Below are 18,719 nucleotides of genomic sequence, written 5' to 3' on the forward strand. Positions count from 1 at the left end.
CAATGAAAAAGAATGAAATACAAGTTTTTAAAACTATCTTAGAAAATAGAAAAAAAACTATATTGGAAAATTTGCAAAGCAATTCTAAAGAAATTGAAGCCTTACATAATAGCGTCCCAAGTGATAGTGTGGATTTTTCTGTTATTGAAACAGGATCGCAAATTGATTTTGCTATCAGTGCTAATTTAAAACAAGAATTAGAGGAAATAGAAGATTCTTTAGAAAAAATCAAAGATGGCACTTATGGAATATGCGAATCTTGCGATGAAGAAATCGCCATAGAAAGACTTAAAATCAAACCTCATGCAAAATACTGCATCGTATGCCGCGAAAATTTAGAAAAAGGAGAGTTATGAGAATTAGATTATTTTTTATAGCAAGCTTTATTTATATAGCTCTTATATTTGCTCTTGCTTGGTATTTAGAATTAGGAAATTATACTTTAAATTTCAATACATATAGCTTCGAGCTACCTATAATGATATGGCTTATTTTACCTTTGATACCTTTAGTGTTTTTTGCCATCATTCATATGGGTTTTTATTATTTTTTACTCACTTTAAAATTTAAGCATTTTTTCAAAGATTCTACCAAATTTGAAAATTTTACCCGCGACCTTCTTTTAGAAAAAGAATCAAATATCAGCTTTCAAACAAAGGAATTTAGACAAGTAGCACAGCTAGCTAAAACCCTAAAAACACATGAAAAAATCCCTAATACAAATAAAATCAATGAAATTTTAGATCTTATAGACGGCATTAAAAAAGAAGAATACTTCAATCTTAACAAATTTAAACTCGAAAATAATAATATCTTATTTCTAGAAAATGAAAAAAATCATATCAAAAATGATATAAATTATGCTTATTCCAAAATCAAAAACCTTAGTCAAACTCAAGACGAATTCCAAGATCTGGCTTTTGAAAGTTTGATAAAAAAAGGAACTTATGAGCAAATTAAAAATATCAAAATCACAAAAAAACCTTGTCATATCCTTACACTCATCAAGCGTTTTAAAGAAGGAAATTTAGAGCTTAATACTGCCGAATATGAAGTTTTACTTTCTCACAATATCCTTGGCGAAAAAGACTATCTTGATATAGCAAAACTAAGTACTAAGCTTTTAAATCCTGATGCACTTATAGGAATTTTTAACAAAATCAAAAATGAAAAAGGTGAAGCTTTAAGAGCGTATTTATATCTTTTGGCTGAATTTGGACTTTTAGATGAACTCAGAGAGCAAATTCATAATGATGACAAAAAATTCAATGATTTTAAAGCCTTTTTAACCCTGCGTGAAAAAAATATCAAAATCGATTTAAATCAGCTTATACAATGATAGATTTTAGCAAAAAGCCTTTATTTTTAGCTCCTATGGCGGGTTTTTCGGACCTGCCTTTTCGCAATGTGGTAAAAAAATTTGGTGCAGATATCACGATAAGTGAAATGATAAGCTCCAATGCTTTGGTTTATGAAAGCTCCAAAACCTTACATATGCTAGAAAGAGCCGAACTTGAAAACCCTTATATAGTCCAAATTGCAGGGGGTGATAAAGAAGTGCTTAAAAAAGCAGTTCAAATGCTTAATGAAATGGATTTTGTAGATGGCATTGACTTTAATTGTGGCTGTCCTGTAAATAAAGTCGTCAAACAATGTGCAGGAAGTGCTCTGCTAGAAAATTTAGAGCTTTTTAAAAGCCTTGTGGGAGTGATTAAAGAAAACAATAAAAAAAACCTTACAAGTGTTAAATTTCGCTTAGGCTTTAATGAAAAATATCCCGAAAAAATGGCTAAAATTTGCGAAAGTTTGGGCGTGGACTTTGTAAGCATTCACGGACGCACAAGAAAGCAGCTTTATAGTGGAAAAGCGGATTATGACTCTATTGCTAGTGCTAAAGCAAGCGTGAAAATTCCTGTGATCGCAAATGGTGATATCAATGCTCAAAATGCTAAAGAGGTTTATGAGATCACAAAATGTGATGGACTTATGATAGGGCGTGCAAGTGTGGGAAATCCTTGGATATTTTATGAAATCAAAAGTGGTAAAAATGTAGATGAAAAACTCAAAAAAGAAATCATACTCACTCATTTTGACGAAATGATAAAACACTATAAAGATCAAGGTGTGAGTATATTTCGTAAACATTTACACGAGTATTCCAAAGGCCATAAAGATGCTTCAGCCTTTAGAGATAGTGTTAATCGCATCGACAATGTCGAAGAAATGCGAAAAAAAATAGAAGAATTTTTTAGTTTAACTTGATTTTTATAATTTAAAAAATCTTAAGCCTTAATATCTATGCTTTTTGGTGTAGAATTTAAAGAAAGAATTTTATTAAATTCTCCTGTGTTATCATCACTAAATTTCATACCAAAAAGAATTTCTAGCTCATCGCTTGTGCCAAATTTAGTTTCTAGTAGCTTTTTTAAAAGCTCATTCATTTTATTATCATCTTTGTAGGTTTCGCTTTTACTTTCTGCTTGTATAGGCTTGAAAGGCTTTTCTTTGTCTTCTTCTGAAGTCTCTTGCGATGAAATAACTTCTTTTTGCTTTGCTATCTCGGCTTTATATACTTCTCCCATTTCATCACTTTTGGCTTTCATTTCTAGCCATTGTTTTTTAAATTCATCTATATCGCTAATATTGTTTTTAAGTTTTAAAACATTTATAAAATCTGTTCCTATATCTCCTGTTATGCCGTATTTGATAGGATTTTGTTTTATAAATTCATTTAAATCTTCTACTTGACTTTGGCTTATATTTTTATCATAGCCATTAAGTTTTCCTGCTATGGTTGTTTCACCTTCTATAAGAGGATTTTGTCCTGACATACCTGCAAAGAATGCCATTAAAACACCACCTTTATTTATAGAACCATTATCATTTTTATAAAATGATGCTCCAATATCTATGTGGGAACTTGGAGCAAATATATCGCTATTCTTTTTAGTGTAATCGTTAGGAGAATTTTCATTCCAACTTGGAAAACTTAACGCCAATTGTTTAGGACTTTGATAAATTTGTAAATTATTGTTTGCACTTAAAACACTATCAAACTCTTTTTGGGTTTGATAGATATTTTCTACCTGAAAGCTTTTTTTATCATAAGAAAATCCTAAAGGGATTTTGCTTAAATCTTCAGTAGTAAAATTTCCACTCGGTTCATCAATAAGCTGTGAAAAAACCTTATAAGCATTACCTAAACTTTTGGCAATATCTATATTGGTAAAAGATTTAAAATTAAGGTTAGTGATATAATTAACAAAATTTTCAGCACCTTTAGCATAAATCTTATAATCTTTTGGCAATCCTGCTGCTTTATTAAAATCGCTTGTAAAAAAGCCATCTTTATCTACGCCATAGCCTAAGACTTTATTGTTTGTTTTAGTAGTGTCTTGGGTGTCTTGTAGATTTTTTATACTATTATTTGAAGTATTTGAATTTAAGGAAGAGTTGTTATTGTTTTTAATATTAAGATTGACAAAGGAGTTATTGAAAGTTGAGTTGATACCTATCATTTTTAATCCTTTTTATAATTTAAATTTTTATATTTTTAAGCCTTAATATCTATAATTTTTGCCGAAGTGTTTTGAGAAAGAAATTTATTAAATTCCCCTGTATCATCATCGCTAAATTTCATACCAAAAAGAATTTCTAGCTCATCACCTGTGCCAAATTTAGTTTCTAGTAGCTTTTTTAAAAGCTCATTCATTTTATTATCATCTTTGTAAGTTTCTTTGTTTTTACTTTCTGCTTGTATAGGTTTAAATGGCTTTTCTTTGTCTTCTTTTTGATTGTTTTTATTAGCTAAGAACTTATCTATATCTTCTTGAGTAAGCGGCTTACCAAGTTCATTAAAAAATTGTTTTTCTCTTTGCGCCCTTTCAGCACCCCATATTTTCTCAAATTCATTCATGCTTGTAAGAGTTTTTAAAAGATCAACTTTTCGTTTATGAAGTGCGGACAAATCTACGCCTTCTGTAAGATAGTCTGTGCCAAATTTATTAAGTATTTTTATTTCATCCTTGCTTAGTTTATCTTCCATATATCTTTTATATAAAGAGTTTTCTACTTCTTTTACATCAGGAGATCCATTATATCCTTGTTCTTCTTTGGTTTTTTCAGAGAAATTAAATTTTTTTATCACGGAATTAAAATAATCATCATCGTTTTTAAGCACAGATTTTTTATTGTTCGTGTTATTGCTTAGATAATTAATATTTGTATATTGAGTATCAAAATTTACCATAGAAAACCCCTTTTTTTATGATATTTTATTAAAATATCTTGGATTCCAACCACCCATAGCATCTTGTATAGAATTTTGATATTTATAAGCAATTTCTCTCATGATTGTATTATTATTTAACATAGGACTAGAATTATATTGATATATTTGTCCATTCTTTACATTATAAACACCGACTCCATAAGTAAATAAAACATAAGGCTGTCCTAAATTTGAGTATTTTATTTGTCTTTTTACCTTATATACAGGACGATATTCAGCAGGGGAATTAGCACTCGCTTGCAACCAAGAAATTAATCTATCTCTACTAGGGTTTGAGCATTTTTCATATCCTGCACCACATAGACCCTTGTTAAGATTGCTAAGTTCGTATTCTGAAAAATCTGCAATTGCATAAACTTCTGAAATTAAATTTGGACGATCTTTAAAAAATTTAAAACCGACTAAATACCCACCCTTAACTTGTTTCATCTCATCTAAATTAAGAGCTTTAACCCCTTGAGAATTATCACTTAAAGCACCATTACTAACTTTAGCTAAAAAATCCACAGCAAAAGCAGAACTTACCAATAAAGAACCTAAAATCAAAGCGCTTGATATTTTCTTTAGCATACTTTCTCCTTAATGTGATTTAAATTGTTATATCAATTTTTTGTTTTCTCTGTAAGTATTTTATTAATTCTTTTTGCTCTTTTTGCATTATTTCAATTAAAGGTGTAAATTCTATATTTTCATTATTTGTATCGACAATACCAGCACCTTGAACTATATTATTTGGATTTAACTTTAAATTATAGTTTCTATCATTCCAAGCTTTTTTGACTTCTTCACCACTCATAGACTTATCAAAGCCTTCGGTTTTTCCTTGACGCGTAGCCTCTCCTTCTCTAGTATAGATATTCTCATTTATAATAGCTACTAAAAGCCCACCTTTAGTAATAATGCCATCTTTATTAGTGTATTTGCTTGGTGTCGTATCAAAAAATACGCCTGTATTAATATTTTCTTCACCGCCATTATTATTATTAAAAATATCTGTGGCAGAATTTCCTTTCATAAGATTTTCAGTAGTATTAAAAAACAATTTGTTTATTTTTGTATCAGTTGTATTTTCATAATCAAAATCTATATCAGCATTTAAATAATCCGTAGCAGAATTATAAATTTTCGTTACTTGCATAGTTTGGCGATTAAATTCATAGCCTTGTGGGAAGTTGGCTATCTCTTCTAAGCTAAAGCTATCTTTAGAATTTAGCACATCTTCGCCTACAACTTGGCTTAAAATTTTATAGGCATTTCCTACGGTTTTAGCAATGTCTATACTCTCAAAAGCTCTAAATGGATTTTTTTCATTTGTAGATATTTTTACCAAGCTTTCCATAGTGCTAGAATGAATTTTTATATCCTCAGGAATTCCTGCTGCTTTATTAAATTCACTTGTAAAATAACCCTCGTTATCTACTTCATAACCTAAGACTTTATTGCTTGTTTTAGTAGTGTCTTGGGTATCTTGTAAATTTTTTACATTAGCATTTGAAGTATTTGAATTTAAGGAAGAGTTGTTATTGTTTTTAATATTAAGATTGACAAAGGAGTTATTGAAAGTTGAGTTGATACCTATCATTTTTAATCCTTTTTATAATTTAAATTTTTATATTTTTAAGCCTTAATATCTATAATTTTTGCCGAAGTGTTTTGAGAAAGAAATTTATTAAATTCCCCTGTATCATCATCGCTAAATTTCATACCAAAAAGAATTTCTAGCTCATCACCTGTGCCAAATTTAGTTTCTAGTAGCTTTTTTAAAAGCTCATTCATTTTATTATCATCTTTGTAAGTTTCTTTGTTTTTACTTTCTGCTTGTATAGGCTTAAATGGCTTTTCTTTGTCTTCTTGCATACTAATATCATTATTATTAGCAAGTAGCATTTTATCGCCCATAGCCATTTCAAATTCTTTTACAAACTCATCGTGTCTTTGTTTGAAGTCAAGATATTTAGTTTTAAATTCTTCTAGGGTTAAATCTTCTTGTAAAAGTTTATTAAATTCATTCCTAAAATTAGATGCTTTTATAGCAATATCAGATCCAAGATTAAACATTTGAGAGTAAGAAGAAAAGTTCATCAATTTAATATCTTCATCTTTTATATCCCAATTATCATCTTTACCAAGATTTTTAAGTGAAGACTTTTCTATTTTATTTGGATCTTTTAAAGCATTTGACTTCATAAAGTTATTAAATTCTTGCATATCTTTTTTGCTAATATTTTCATCAAGTCCGAATATTTTAGGATTATACTCAAATTTTTTTCCACGATAAGGCAAAGCACTTTCTCCTGTTACAACAGCTACTCCATGCTTGTTTATTTTAAAGTCAATATTTTTATCTTGCTTAAAATTTGAAGTATTATAGTTATAGTTTAAATTTGAATTTATACTATTTATCATGGTTTATTTCTATATCTCGAATAATTACCACTAAGAGCCATTTCCATATCATTTTTATATTTGGAACTAATTTCTTTAATAACTTGGTAATTATTTAAAACAACACTTGAATTCACCCTATACCAAGAACCTAATTGCTCATTAATAACAGCTACGCCATAGGAAAAATATACAAATCTTTGTCCTAAATTTGATACACCTATATTTCTTTTTACTGTATAACCAAGATAATAGTGATATGGATCATCGCCTACTATGCTCATAGTTTCCCAAAGTCTTTTTTGGTTAGCATATGTATGTTTATTATTTACCATACAATTTGTGACTTCTATACCACACATTCCACCAAATCGCCTTAATCCCTGACTATTCCAATAATATGTATCGCCATTGTTATCTGTATAGTATCCTATTTCACTCGGTGTAGTTTTGGCAAAAGCTAAAAGCTCATCATTTGCAACTAGCTTAAAACTAACTCTATACCCACCCTTAACTTGTTTCATCTCATCTAAATTAAGAGCTTTAACCCCTTGAGAATTATCACTTAAAGCACCATTACTAACCTTAGCTAAAAAATCCCTAGCAAAAGCAGAACTTACCAATAAAGAACCTAAAATCAAAGCGCTTGATATTTTCTTTAGCATAACTTCTCCTTTTCTTAACTATTTTACTCTTTATTTGAATAATATCACAAATTATATATTAAAATCGGATTTTTATTTTGAAATATTTACTATTTTGAATAAAAATTTTTAAAAATATTTAGAAAGGCAATAATAAAAAAGATTTATTTAACATTTATGGTTTTAGTCAGTTGTGTTTTTTGCTAGTGATGAACTAAGTATAGATGGTTTATTTAAAAAGCAAATAGGCTTAAGAAGTATTACAAGCTTTTCTTTACTTAGCACAAGAAATACAAATTCGTATTCTCTTTATCCTAATATAACAATAGGCGGAGATCCTACAATTTGGAATGATACAAAGCAAGTATTTTTAACTCAAACTTTCATTTACACCCTAACACCTAAGTTTGACATGCTTATTTCAGGCGGTGGAAGCTATGCAAGATTGGCAATCCTGCTGCTTTATTAAATTCACTTGTAAAAAAGCCATCTTTATCTACTTCATAACCTAAGACTTTATTGTTTGTTTTAGTAGTGTCTTGGGTATCTTGTAAATTTTTTACACTATTATTTGAAGTGTTTGAATTTAAGGAAGAGTTGTTATTGTTTTTAATATTAAGATTGACAAAGGAGTTATTGAAAGTTGAGTTGATACCTATCATTTTTAATCCTTTTTATAATTTAAATTTTTATATTTTTAAGCCTTAATATCTATGCTTTTTGGTGCAGAATTTAAAGAAAGAATTTTATTAAATTCTCCTGTATCATCATCACTAAATTTCATACCAAAAAGAATTTCTAGCTCATCGCTTGTGCCAAATTTAGTTTCTAGTAGCTTTTTTAAAAGCTCATTCATTTTATTATCATCTTTGTAGGTTTCGCTTTTACTTTCACCTTGTATAGGTTTAAAAGGCTTTTCTTTGTCTTCTTCTGAAGTCTCTTTGTTATTTGTGCTTTTTGTAGGATTATTATAATCTATACCTTTTGCCTTTTCTGCTTCTTCTAGTGATTTTACAAACTCATCGTGTCTTTGTTTGAAATCAAGATATTTAGTTTTAAATTCTTCTAAACTCATATCAGCATTGATTAATTGATTATATTCTTTTCCTAAATTTTCAATAGTTTTAGTGAGTTTATCATTTCCTAAATTCTTGGCTCTATTCATATAATTCCATATAGATAAACTATCTCCCATAGGATTGCCCCAACCTTCTTGTTCATAAGAGTATTTTAAAGGATTTGCATTCATAAAGGATAAAAATTCTTTTATTTTATCATTGTCTGTATTGCTATTAAGTCCAGCTAATTTACCTAATAAAGTAGTTTTTCCTTCAACAAAGCTAAGATTATTTGTAAAAAAAGCAACTAAGGCACCACCTTTGGATATTTCTCCATTTTGTATTTGATATTTGTTTGAACCTAAGTCAGCTACATTTTCATCAACAAGTTTCCAAATGAAAGCATTACCACTTTGTAGCTCTTGCCAATAATTTATTCCATCTTTTTGTGGTAAATTTTGTAAATCTTGTTCTTTAAGATTTTCTCCTAATCCATTATCTTTTACGAAAGATGAAAAAGAATTATAAGTATTTCCTATAGTTTCGGCAATGTCTATTTGCGAGTAAAAAGGTTGTCTTTTAAGAAAGCTATTTACAAAATTATTTAAACCCTCTGCAAAAATCTTATAATCTTTTGGCAATCCTGCAGCTTCGTTAAAATCACTTGTAAAAAAGCCATCTTTATCTACACCATAGCCTAGCATTTTACTTACTGCTTGTGATTTATCGCTTACAAGGTTTGAATTATCATTTGTAACATTAGATGATTTTGTATTTGAAGTATTATTGCTAAAAGTGTTTGTATAGTTGTAGTTTGAATAAGAATTTATACCATTAATCATTTTGCCACCTTGTAAATAAAGTTTCATTTACAAGATAAATCGGCAAAAATGATTTTTTCATAAGTATTTTTACTCATATATTTAAAATATAAAGCACAAGTCTTCTAGTGTCTAAAGAAAAAAATCTTACTTAATCTTCCAAAGTCCTTATAATCAAACTTTTGGGCAAATTAAAGTGTTCTATAAGCTCTTTTTCTTTTTCTCTCATTTCTCCATTATCTACCTCATGATCAAATCCAAGCAAATGAAGCATGGCATGGATAAAAAGCAAGCTTACTTCCTCTTCAAAACTATGTCCTAACTCTTTAGCTTTCTGTTTTGCCAAATCTATATTAATCACAACAGAACCCAAAGGCAAGCTCTCATCGATATTTTCAAGTGGAAAAGAAAGCACATCGGTGGTTTTATCTTGCTTTCTTTGCTCTAAGTTAATCTCTTGCATTTCCTTACTTTCTACAAAAACAAGTTCCACATCCTTAGAGCTTAAAAAACTTGCTATAGGCTCTAAAAATTCGCATTTTTCATCACTTAATATCATAAACCCTCCTTGATCAATTGATACAAATTCCCTATTTCTTCATCGCCAAAAATCGCACAATTTTTACTTTCATAAAAATTTTTTAATTTCTGCTTTTCAAATGCATAACCTAAAGCACAAGTGTGATGCGAAGGTAAAAAAGCACGGATTAAAGTGATGGGATTTTCTATGCTTTCATCACAAGCAAAACATCTAAATTCTTGATGGAGTCTCCCCTCAAATTCTAAAATCTTAAGATAAGCATCCACAATCACGCGCTTGGGATTTTGCTTTTCAAAACGCTTTACACATTCATCTAAAAGCTCAAAATAAAAACTTTCAAGTACTTGAGCATCTTTTAAATGATGATATAGAAGACGGATAAATTCCTGCCAAATCAGCATTTTTTCACGATCCATAATCCATACAAAACCCAAATGCAAAACATCCTTAAGTCTTGGCAAAAAGCTAGGATTTTCATCTAAAGCAAAATCAATTTTATAACCATTTAAAATACTAGAATGTCTAAGCCCATAAAAACGATACGCCTTAACAAGCTCTTTAGGGCTTAAAATATAAACAATCAAATCCTCATCTTTTACTTTTTGCGTATGAAGTATAAAGCCTTGCATTAAAGTATTTCAATGCCATAAGCTCTAAGTAGATCAAAAGCGGATTTTTCTAAATTTTCATCAAAACTTGCACTTAAATTTTGATGGAGTATAAGTCTTGAATTTGGCTTCGCGCTAAAAGCTAAAATGATATTACAAAAGACGCAAATATGAGAAACAAGTCCTGCAAAATGAATTTCTTCGTATTCACTTTTTGCGATAAAATTTGCAAATTCTAAACTTCCAAAAGTATTTTTATGAAAAACCTTATGAGCTTTTTGCAAAAAGGGTGTAAATTCTTTAGGCATTTGCCAACCCAAACTGTCTTTTATACAATGCTCAATAGGCAAATTTAACCCTTCTTTACTCCTTAAATAATCCTCATCATGAGTATCATAAGTAAGAAGTAAATGTGTGGTGTTAAAATCGATTTGATTGAGAGTATTAAGGATATTTTCTTTGATTTTTAAAGCTTTTTCAAAGCCCAAACTTCCATCGATAAAATCATTTTGATAATCTACCAAAACAAAAGCTTTTTTCATCAAATTATGCCTTTTCTAGCCAAAAACTTTCTGTATGCAAATTCGAAAAAGCGGTTTTTAAACTCGTAAAAAGCTTAGGATGTTCTTTTTCTAAATTAGCTAAAAGTTGCTTTGCTTCTTCTCTTGCATGTGGAAATTTTACATTTTTTTCGCTTAGTTTCATACCAGGGCAAAATTCATTTCCTATAACCTGAAGTTCATTTTGCGTAGCATTATCTCTAAGTTGTCTTTCGCGCACAAAAATCAAAGGGCGTATAACCGTAATACCTCGTTTGCTTTGATAAATAGGCGCTAAAGTTCTTAAAGCTCCATTATGGATAAAATTCATAAAAAAGCTCTCAGCTGCATCATCTAAATGGTGTGCGATAGCTAATTTGTTAAAACCTTTTTCAAGAGCATAAGTATACAAAGCACCTCGACGCATTCTTGAGAAATAACTACAAAAGCTTGAATTTTTTCTTATTGTATCGCCTGAAACTTCATAGATATTTGAATCAATCACGCTGTGTTTAATCCCATGCTCCTCACAATGTGCATGAAGCCCCGAGTAATCCTCACCCATACCATAACTTAAAGTTGCTGCTTCAAGCTCGAATTTAAAAGGTGCGTGAGCTTGCATTCTTTTTAAAAGATGTGCTAAAGCTAAAGAATCTTTTCCGCCGCTAAGCCCTAAAAGAACCCTATCTCCATCTTTAATGAGTCCAAATTTAGCATTAGCTTGTGCAACTTGGCGTATTAATTTTTTGCTAAGATTTATCATAATTTTTCACACATTTTAAGCACAAAATTAGCCGAAATTTTAGCTGAATTGATCACAAATTCATCAAAATCAAATTCTGCCTTTTCGCCGGCTTTATCACTCATCGCCCTTAAGATAAAACAAGGCACTTTTAAAGCATCACACACTAAAGCCACACTTGCTCCTTCCATTTCGCAAGCATCGGCATTAAAAATCTCTCTGATTTTTGCTTTCTTTGCCTCATCGCAGATAAATTCATCACCCGTTGCGATAATACCTGCACGAAGTTTGATATTTAATTCTTTTGCGACTTCTAAGGCAAGATTGTTTAACTTATCATCTGTTTTTATAAAAATTTCATTCCCTGGAACAAAACCCAATGGATGCCCAAAAGCAGTGATATCAAGATCATATTGTGCTAATTTAGTCGCATAAAGCAAGTCGCCAATCTCAAGCTCAGGATTAAACGCTCCTGCAACACCTGTAAAAAGCAAAACTTGCGCTCCAAATTTTTCTATCATTACACTAGCACTTAGGGTAGAATTTACCTTGCCTATCTTAGAATAAGCAAGAATAAGTTCATGGTTTTTATAGCTTGCAAAATAATAAGTATTATTTGCATATTCTAATTTTGTATAATCTTTTAATATTTCAAGCAAAGGAGTGATTTCTTCACTCATTGCACCTAAAATTGCTATTTTCATTTATATTACCTTTAAAAATTCTTCTATATCATTCATATTTGTTAAAGCATAGGTTTCTTTTGAAGTGATTTTTTTATTTAAACCTTTAAGCACGCTAGCGCCAAATTCTATAAAATAATCTGCTTCATTTTCACAAGCTTTAATGCTTTGTTTATAAAGCACAGGGGCTACAAGTTGGGTTTTTAAAAGCTCAAGAGCTTCTTGTTTGCTCGTATAAGCTTTAGCTGTAGCATTAGAAATCACGGCTTTAAAATTAGGCTCTAGTATTCTTTCAAGCTCTATGCAAAGCTTATTAGACGCGTTTTCTAAAAGCGGACAATGGCTTGCTACACTCATATTTAAAAGCATAGCCCTTTTAGCACCTGCTTCCTTAAATACACTTTCATAGCTTGCTAAATCAGGTTTTAAACCTGCAACAACGATTTGCCCATCGCAGTTATAATTAGCTGCAAAAATCTTTTTATCTTCATCTCTAGCTTTTTGACAAAGTTCTTCCACTTTCTTATCATCAAGCCCTAAAATTACCATCATACCTGCTTCAACCTTTGCACAATCCTCTTGCATAAAAAGCCCTCTTTTATGCACAAGCATAGTTGCTTCTAAAAAGCTAAAAGCACCATTGATCGCCAAAGCTGAAAATTCACCCAAAGAATGGCCTAAAGAAAATTTAGCCTTAATATCAGGTTTTAATTCGCTCAAAGCACTATAAGCCATTAAAGAATTTAAGAGTATGGCAGGTTGTGTAAATTCACTTTTGTTTAAATCTTCATTTTCATTAAATAATAAATTTTTAAAATCAATTTTACAAAAATCGCTGGCGTTTTCTAGAAGTTCTTTTGCGGTTTTGGAGTTTTCATAAAAATCTTTACCCATGCCAAGACTTTGAGAGCCTTGACCTGGAAAAATAAATACAGCGTTCATCTTAGTGGCAACCACATCCGCCGCCACCGCCACCGCAGCATCCGCCACCGCCATGTCCGTGATGATCGTGTCCGTGTCCACTTCCACAACCACAACTATGGCTTCCTGCGATAATGCCTGTAAGAAGCTCATCTTCGCTTGCTACTCTAGCATCTACTATATTCAAAGAAAAAAGCAAATCACGACCTGCATAAGGATGATTATAATCAATAGTCACATCATTATCGCCAATTTCTTTAACAGTAACGCGAACGGTTTCACCATTTTCACCCTCACCAAAAAGCTCCATACCTATTTTTAAATCAATACCTGCAAATTGTTCTTTTGGTAAAACTTGCACCGCATTTTCATCGTATTCGCCTAAACCTTTTTCTTTCTTAACTACAACATCAGCATTACTAGGGCAATCAAGCTTCATAACTTCTTCTTCTAAAGCTTCTAAAATTTGACCTTTGCCTAAAATAAAAGAAATAGGTTGAGCATATAAATTTGATTCTAAAACTTCATTTGTATTTGCATCTTTTAGTTCATAAAACATTGAAACTACGCTATTTTTTTCTATAGCCATTTTTTCTCCTTGATATTATTTTCTATTTGGGGAAGCTTTTGCTTCCGGTGAGTTAGGATAATTTGTCTTTAAAGCCTTATAAAATCCATTAGCTGTTTTTGGATCTCCTATCTTATCAAGAGAAATCGCTGTGTGATATAAGAGCTTTGGAAAATAATCCCCTTTAGTGCTCAAAGCAGAGCTTTTTTTATAATAAGCAATAGCATTATTATACTTTTTTTGCTTATACTCAATTTCTCCTAACCAAAAATTTGCTCTTGCGGGTTTGTATTGTTTTTGTATGAGATAATTTAACTTAATTTTACTATTCTCATAAGAATTATTATTTAAATCTTTGATAGCCAAGTCCAAAATTTCATTATTTTTTTTCTTTTTCCAAGAATCATCTATTTGTTTAACTTCTTTTTCTTGCGTTGAAGCAACACTGATGTTATTTTCATTGCTAGAAGTTATGTTTTTATCATCAGTTGATAGAGGCACGACAACTGTATTTTTGATACTTAAATTTGTACTATTTAAGTCATCTTTAGATACATAATTTGCGTTAATAGAATCAACCAAAGAACTTAATTCGGTTAAAATTTTCTTAATTTGCTTATTATTAGCATCTTGAATTTTTCTACTTTCTTCAACATAAGCTTTTAAATTTTGAAGTTCTGTGCTTAAATTATTTTCTATAGCTTCAAAATTAGTTTCAAGTTGTGTTAGTCTAGAATTGGATTTAGCATACTGCGAATTTATACCTTCTAAGGTACTTTGCAATCCTTCAACTCTTTGTTCAATCTCATTAATTCTAGAATTTGCTTGTGCGTTATTATTGCTTAAAGTATCTAATTTTTCCTTGAGTAATTTTTCACTTGATGTTAAACCATAGGGGGAATTACTGGTTAAATCTCCTGCACCAAAAGCAGAGCTTTCTGCATAAAGTAAAGTAGCTCCGATAAGAGCTACTGAGAATATTTTTTTCATCAATTATCTTGATAGTTTAAATTCTGCACGACGATTTTGAGCATCGCAAGCTTTTGTTTTTTCTGTACATACTGGATTTGTTTCGCCATAGCTTTTAACAGCGATTCTGTCAGAATTTACACCTTGAGCGATTAGAGCTTCTTTAACTGCTTTTGCTCTTTTTAAACCTAAAGCTTGATTATACTCATCTGTTCCCCACTCATCGCAGTTACCTTCAACAGTGATACTTACACCGCTTACTTCATTGTTGAAGATATTAGCATTTGTATTAACAACATTTTGCATATCTGGGCGGATATTAAATTTATCAAAATCAAAATACACTTTTCCTAAAGTATCATTAAGTTGAGAAATTTTTGAATCAATATCCCAGCCATCACTACCACCTGTTCCACGATTCGAATCTACACTTGTATCACCACTTACGCTAGTGCTTTTTGTGCTACAACCACTGATAACCAATGCAAATGCTGCAATAGAACTAAAAAGAATTTTTTTCATTTATGACCTTTCAAAGTTAATAAATTGTTAGCATTATATCTAAAATTAATTAAATTTAACCAAAAATTACAAATTTTTACCAATCAATAGACTGAATTTTCCCAACTTTTAATGGAAAATAGAAAGTCTTGTTCGCATTAACACGAATAACACCCAAAGCACTCTGTGCTCCAAGATATTTAATAAAGACTATACTCCCACCATCACTTGAAAATCTAGGAAATAAATTTTTTCCATTTGCGGTAAACTGACGAATACCTGTGCTATTAATTGACATTAAATAAATATTAAAAACACCTACTTGATTTGGCTCACGACTAGAGTATACTAAAAAATCTTTATAAGTTGAAACTGCGGAATTATTTTTACCATGAAAAACCGCTTGCTCAGCAGATCCATTATTGACATTTTGTATAAAAATATTAGGATAACCTAAGCGATCGCTAACAAAAACAAATTTACTATCATCTACGCCTATAAAATTCCCATTTACATCTATACCCGAATAATTTGTAAGTTGAGTTAAATTTTTAGACTTTAAATCATATAAATAAATATCAGGCTGATCTTTTGGAGCCATAGTCACAAGCAATTTACTGCCATCTAAGCTCACATCACTTGCTACAACCATACCTCCACTTGATAAAATTTTACTTGCTTTATTGGTTCTTAAGTCATAACGATAAAGCGTTGGTCTATCATGATCATATGCGGTATAATAAAAAATGCTTTGCTCTTTATTTCCCCATTTAGGAAATAAATTCAATCCTCCATCAATGATTACTTTTTGATATGTTAAAGTATAATCTGCCATGATAATTTGACTTTTTTTAGAGCTTGAATTTCTAGCAATCAAAATTTTATGATCCATCCATTCAACAGGCGCAAGTCCTAATGCATTTACAGAAGCCTTTACACTTTTGTGAGCTAAAAAAGGATACTGTTCTACACCATTTAAAGCATAGGTTTGGCTTGATTTTTCCAAGCCCCCTGCTTTAATCTTGACATGCAAATTTAAAGCATTACCATTTTTACTTAAATCATACTCAAAAGTATAATTTGAAGCTTCTGAACTTGCATCACTTACAACTTCAAAATTTGAACTTACCTTCAAGTCATTTACAATGATATTATAAAAACTGCGCTTTAAATTAATATCACTTAAATTCGAATTGTCTTTAACAATGATTTTTGGTAAGACTACACCCGAATTTACAACATCAATCACAGGATCTTCCGCCCAAAGTATTCCTAAAAAAATTAAAAATACTGTTACAATTTTTTTCATTTTTACTCCTAAATTATTTTTGAATTTGTGCCTCATCTTTTAAATTCATAGTAATACTTATGCTTTTATTTTGAGGTGGATAAGCTATAAATTTACCTTTTTGGTTTTCCAAAAATTCAGCTACCTTTGCATCATATAAAGAATTTCCACTTTTTTCGACCGAAGTATAACCAAAATTTCCATTTTCATCAATAAAAATTTTTACCTTAACTGAAATATTTTCACTATTGGGATGATATTGCCTCCATCTTTGTGTAATGGTGCGCACTACCTTTCCTAAAAACTCATCATAAATTCCTGTCTTTTGATTTTTAATACTTTCACCTTGATTGATACTTTCTTCTTCAAGTAAACTATCGTTTAATTGCTTTACAAGTTCTGAGGCTTGAGTTTTTGAGCTGCTTCTTGTTTCCGATTTGGCGCTTGATTGTATTTTGGTAGTTTTTTCCTCTTGTATCTCTTTGATACTACCAAAAAGCTCATTAAAATTACTAGCTTTTTGATCCATATCTTCAGTTTTTACTGCTTTATTTGTAGTTTGTGCAAAAAGTTTTTCAATATCAAGCTCTTGAGTAGGTTTTTGAATATCCTTAGGGGTACTTTGTTCGTTTACGACTTTCTTTGAAGGCTCCATAAGCTCTATATCGATAAAACTATCTTGGATATCAGTGTATTGGATTGCAGGTTCCATGTGAGTTACAAGTCTAAAAAAAATAAGAATTATAATAAAAATATAAACCGCAACAGCAAGCAAAAATGAATTTATCTTGCCTAAACCATATTCTTTCATGAGCTTATTCTGTTTGTAAGGCGACTTTACTAAAGCCTAAATTTTTAATACTTCTTAGGACAAAAATAACATCATCATACTTTAAACTCTTATCGGCTCTAATAAACACTGGCTCATCGGTATTAAATTGTGCTTTCTTTTGTGCAAGATTATCCGCAAAACTTACAAAACTATATTTTTCTTGATTTAAAAATATTTCTTTTTTGGCATTGATACTGACAATCAAGCTTTTAACATTAGGAGCACTTGTGGATTTTTGACTTCCTTGAGGAAGATTGATTTTTTCTTCATAAGTAATGCTTGGAGCTGTTACCATTAAAATAGCCAATAAAACAAGCATGATATCAACCAAAGGAGTTATATTAAGCTCTGGCTTCTCATCATCAAATGGCATATCTTAAATCCTATTTATTAGAACTAATAACTTTAATCTCACTATCAATAATACTTAAAAGTTCAAAAGCCTTTCTTTTAATAATAAGATGAAAAGTATAAGCAGGAATAGCAACTAAAATACCACAGCCTGTGGCAACCAAAGCTTCGCTGATCTTAGGTGCGATAATGCTTAAAGAATTTTGTGTCCCTAAACCACCAAAAGTCTCAAGTATAGAAATAACTGTTCCAAAAAGTCCTATAAATGGAGAGGTTGAAGCTACTATACTGAGCCAAGTAAGCCCATTAGATGCACGACGACTTGCTAAATTTTTATAAATCTCAAGATGTGATAAGCTAGTATCCGTGCACTTTCTTAAAATAGAGCGCGTTCTACTCAAATCTTTTTCGCCCAAAAGTAGAGATTCTAGACTTTCTTTTTCTTTATTTTTCCAAGCTGCTAAATAAGTCATTCTTGAAAAAAGTATAAAAAAAGAAAGTATAAAGTATAAGGAAAGCCAAGCTAAGACTATATAAGTGATTATGCTTGAGCTTCCAAAAAACTGAAATATCGCTTCAAAATTCATCTACCTAACCTTTGCATTGTCAAGCTTTGAAAAGGTAGCAGCTAAAGCTGTATTATCTGAACTCATAGATTTGATTAATTCTTTAGCACTTTCAAGATTTTTCTCTATTTCACTTTCACTAGAACCCGAAATCCAAACCGCGCCCTTAGCCAAAACGCTGATCTTATCTTCATCTACCTTAGCATGACCTGCATCAATTGCGATTAACTCATGATTTAAATCAGCTTTTTCTATATCAATTACACCAGATTTTAAAGATGAAACCAAAGCAGCATGTCCTTTAAGTACTCCAAATTCTCCTTCGCTTCCTGGCAAGGTAACTGATTTTACCTCCCCTTGATAAATTACACCCATAGGTGTAACTATTTCAAAACTGATTAAATTGTCCAT

25 protein-coding genes and 1 pseudogene are annotated in these 18,719 nt (G+C 30.6%); 4 read left to right on the forward strand and 22 right to left on the reverse strand.

The features are described from left to right. Positions 1-2 precede the first annotated feature (2 nt). Genes dksA through AAID94_08440 form a run of 3 tightly spaced genes read left to right on the forward strand, consistent with a single transcriptional unit; the run spans position 3 to position 2,262 of the window. Positions 3-356 (forward strand): RNA polymerase-binding protein DksA, encoded by a 354-nt coding sequence (gene dksA, locus AAID94_08430; protein ID XAK23851.1) that lies wholly within the window; start codon positions 3-5, stop codon positions 354-356. Beyond that, entirely contained in the window at positions 353-1,339 is a 987-nt protein-coding gene (locus AAID94_08435) for a hypothetical protein (GenBank protein XAK23852.1), read from the forward strand. The genes dksA and AAID94_08435 overlap by 4 nt, the downstream gene beginning before the upstream one ends. Next, positions 1,336-2,262 (forward strand): tRNA-dihydrouridine synthase, encoded by a 927-nt coding sequence (locus tag AAID94_08440; GenBank protein XAK23853.1) that lies wholly within the window; start codon positions 1,336-1,338, stop codon positions 2,260-2,262. The genes AAID94_08435 and AAID94_08440 overlap by 4 nt, the downstream gene beginning before the upstream one ends. A gap of 20 nt (positions 2,263-2,282) precedes the next feature. Here AAID94_08440 and AAID94_08445 read toward each other — a convergent pair whose 3' ends face one another. The 6 genes from AAID94_08445 to AAID94_08470 are packed head-to-tail and all read right to left on the reverse strand — an operon-like array spanning position 2,283 to position 7,341. Next, on the reverse strand, positions 2,283-3,518 hold the full coding sequence (locus AAID94_08445; protein XAK23854.1) for a hypothetical protein: 1,236 nt from the start codon (positions 3,516-3,518) through the stop codon (positions 2,283-2,285). A 35-nt stretch (positions 3,519-3,553) separates the two neighbouring features. After that, positions 3,554-4,249 (reverse strand): hypothetical protein, encoded by a 696-nt coding sequence (locus tag AAID94_08450; GenBank protein ID XAK23855.1) that lies wholly within the window; start codon positions 4,247-4,249, stop codon positions 3,554-3,556. A 15-nt stretch (positions 4,250-4,264) separates the two neighbouring features. Further along, entirely contained in the window at positions 4,265-4,861 is a 597-nt protein-coding gene (locus AAID94_08455) for a hypothetical protein (GenBank protein ID XAK23856.1), read from the reverse strand. A gap of 19 nt (positions 4,862-4,880) precedes the next feature. After that, positions 4,881-5,873: a hypothetical protein gene (locus AAID94_08460; GenBank protein ID XAK23857.1), complete on the reverse strand. Its 993-nt coding sequence runs from the start codon at positions 5,871-5,873 to the stop codon at positions 4,881-4,883. 35 nt (positions 5,874-5,908) lie between these two features. Beyond that, on the reverse strand, positions 5,909-6,697 hold the full coding sequence (locus AAID94_08465; GenBank protein XAK23858.1) for a hypothetical protein: 789 nt from the start codon (positions 6,695-6,697) through the stop codon (positions 5,909-5,911). Continuing rightward, positions 6,694-7,341, reverse strand: a complete 648-nt coding sequence (locus tag AAID94_08470; protein ID XAK23859.1) for a hypothetical protein — start codon at positions 7,339-7,341, stop codon at positions 6,694-6,696. Before AAID94_08470 ends, AAID94_08465 begins: the two co-directional genes overlap by 4 nt. A 132-nt stretch (positions 7,342-7,473) precedes the next feature. Here AAID94_08470 and AAID94_08475 point away from each other — a divergent pair. Next, a pseudogene (locus AAID94_08475) lies at positions 7,474-7,765 on the forward strand (hypothetical protein). On the opposite strand, the gene AAID94_08480 reads toward AAID94_08475, so the two are convergent. The 16 genes from AAID94_08480 to atpC form a co-directional block, all read right to left on the reverse strand. Then, on the reverse strand, positions 7,737-7,982 hold the full coding sequence (locus AAID94_08480; GenBank protein XAK23860.1) for a hypothetical protein: 246 nt from the start codon (positions 7,980-7,982) through the stop codon (positions 7,737-7,739). The pseudogene AAID94_08475 and the gene AAID94_08480 overlap by 29 nt on opposite strands. A 35-nt stretch (positions 7,983-8,017) precedes the next feature. Continuing rightward, a complete protein-coding gene (locus AAID94_08485) occupies positions 8,018-9,220 on the reverse strand; it encodes a hypothetical protein (protein XAK23861.1) in 1,203 nt (400 codons plus the stop codon). A gap of 130 nt (positions 9,221-9,350) precedes the next feature. Further along, on the reverse strand, positions 9,351-9,758 hold the full coding sequence (ybeY, locus tag AAID94_08490) for an rRNA maturation RNase YbeY (GenBank protein ID XAK23862.1): 408 nt from the start codon (positions 9,756-9,758) through the stop codon (positions 9,351-9,353). Beyond that, positions 9,755-10,369 carry a recombination protein RecO gene (gene recO / locus AAID94_08495; protein XAK23863.1) on the reverse strand — a complete coding sequence of 205 codons (615 nt, stop codon included), beginning with the start codon at positions 10,367-10,369 and terminating at the stop codon, positions 9,755-9,757. The genes ybeY and recO overlap by 4 nt, the downstream gene beginning before the upstream one ends. Then, positions 10,369-10,890, reverse strand: a complete 522-nt coding sequence (locus AAID94_08500; GenBank protein ID XAK23864.1) for a cysteine hydrolase family protein — start codon at positions 10,888-10,890, stop codon at positions 10,369-10,371. Before AAID94_08500 ends, recO begins: the two co-directional genes overlap by 1 nt. 4 nt (positions 10,891-10,894) lie before the next feature. Beyond that, positions 10,895-11,650 (reverse strand): tRNA 2-thiocytidine biosynthesis TtcA family protein, encoded by a 756-nt coding sequence (locus AAID94_08505; GenBank protein ID XAK23865.1) that lies wholly within the window; start codon positions 11,648-11,650, stop codon positions 10,895-10,897. Continuing rightward, complete coding sequence (gene pfs / locus AAID94_08510; GenBank protein ID XAK23866.1) at positions 11,647-12,333, reverse strand: aminodeoxyfutalosine nucleosidase; 687 nt, start codon at positions 12,331-12,333, stop codon at positions 11,647-11,649. Before pfs ends, AAID94_08505 begins: the two co-directional genes overlap by 4 nt. Next, complete coding sequence (fabD, locus tag AAID94_08515) at positions 12,334-13,254, reverse strand: ACP S-malonyltransferase (GenBank protein XAK24801.1); 921 nt, start codon at positions 13,252-13,254, stop codon at positions 12,334-12,336. A 1-nt stretch (position 13,255) separates the two neighbouring features. Continuing rightward, a complete protein-coding gene (locus AAID94_08520) occupies positions 13,256-13,822 on the reverse strand; it encodes a peptidylprolyl isomerase (protein XAK23867.1) in 567 nt (188 codons plus the stop codon). 15 nt (positions 13,823-13,837) lie between these two features. Next, entirely contained in the window at positions 13,838-14,791 is a 954-nt protein-coding gene (locus AAID94_08525; GenBank protein XAK23868.1) for a tetratricopeptide repeat protein, read from the reverse strand. A gap of 3 nt (positions 14,792-14,794) precedes the next feature. After that, complete coding sequence (gene pal, locus AAID94_08530; protein XAK23869.1) at positions 14,795-15,292, reverse strand: peptidoglycan-associated lipoprotein Pal; 498 nt, start codon at positions 15,290-15,292, stop codon at positions 14,795-14,797. A 76-nt stretch (positions 15,293-15,368) separates the two neighbouring features. Beyond that, positions 15,369-16,580, reverse strand: coding sequence for a Tol-Pal system protein TolB (gene tolB / locus AAID94_08535; GenBank protein XAK23870.1), 1,212 nt, complete (start codon positions 16,578-16,580; stop codon positions 15,369-15,371). Between the two features lie 13 nt (positions 16,581-16,593). Further along, a complete protein-coding gene (locus AAID94_08540) occupies positions 16,594-17,370 on the reverse strand; it encodes a TonB C-terminal domain-containing protein (protein ID XAK23871.1) in 777 nt (258 codons plus the stop codon). Positions 17,371-17,374: 4 nt separating this feature from the next. After that, positions 17,375-17,764, reverse strand: a complete 390-nt coding sequence (locus AAID94_08545; protein ID XAK23872.1) for an ExbD/TolR family protein — start codon at positions 17,762-17,764, stop codon at positions 17,375-17,377. A gap of 10 nt (positions 17,765-17,774) precedes the next feature. After that, positions 17,775-18,329 carry a MotA/TolQ/ExbB proton channel family protein gene (locus tag AAID94_08550; protein ID XAK23873.1) on the reverse strand — a complete coding sequence of 185 codons (555 nt, stop codon included), beginning with the start codon at positions 18,327-18,329 and terminating at the stop codon, positions 17,775-17,777. Further along, positions 18,330-18,719: an ATP synthase F1 subunit epsilon gene (atpC, locus tag AAID94_08555; protein XAK23874.1), complete on the reverse strand. Its 390-nt coding sequence runs from the start codon at positions 18,717-18,719 to the stop codon at positions 18,330-18,332.

The sequence above is a fragment of the Campylobacter coli genome (assembly GCA_039516895.1).
Lineage (GTDB): Bacteria > Campylobacterota > Campylobacteria > Campylobacterales > Campylobacteraceae > Campylobacter_D > Campylobacter_D coli_B.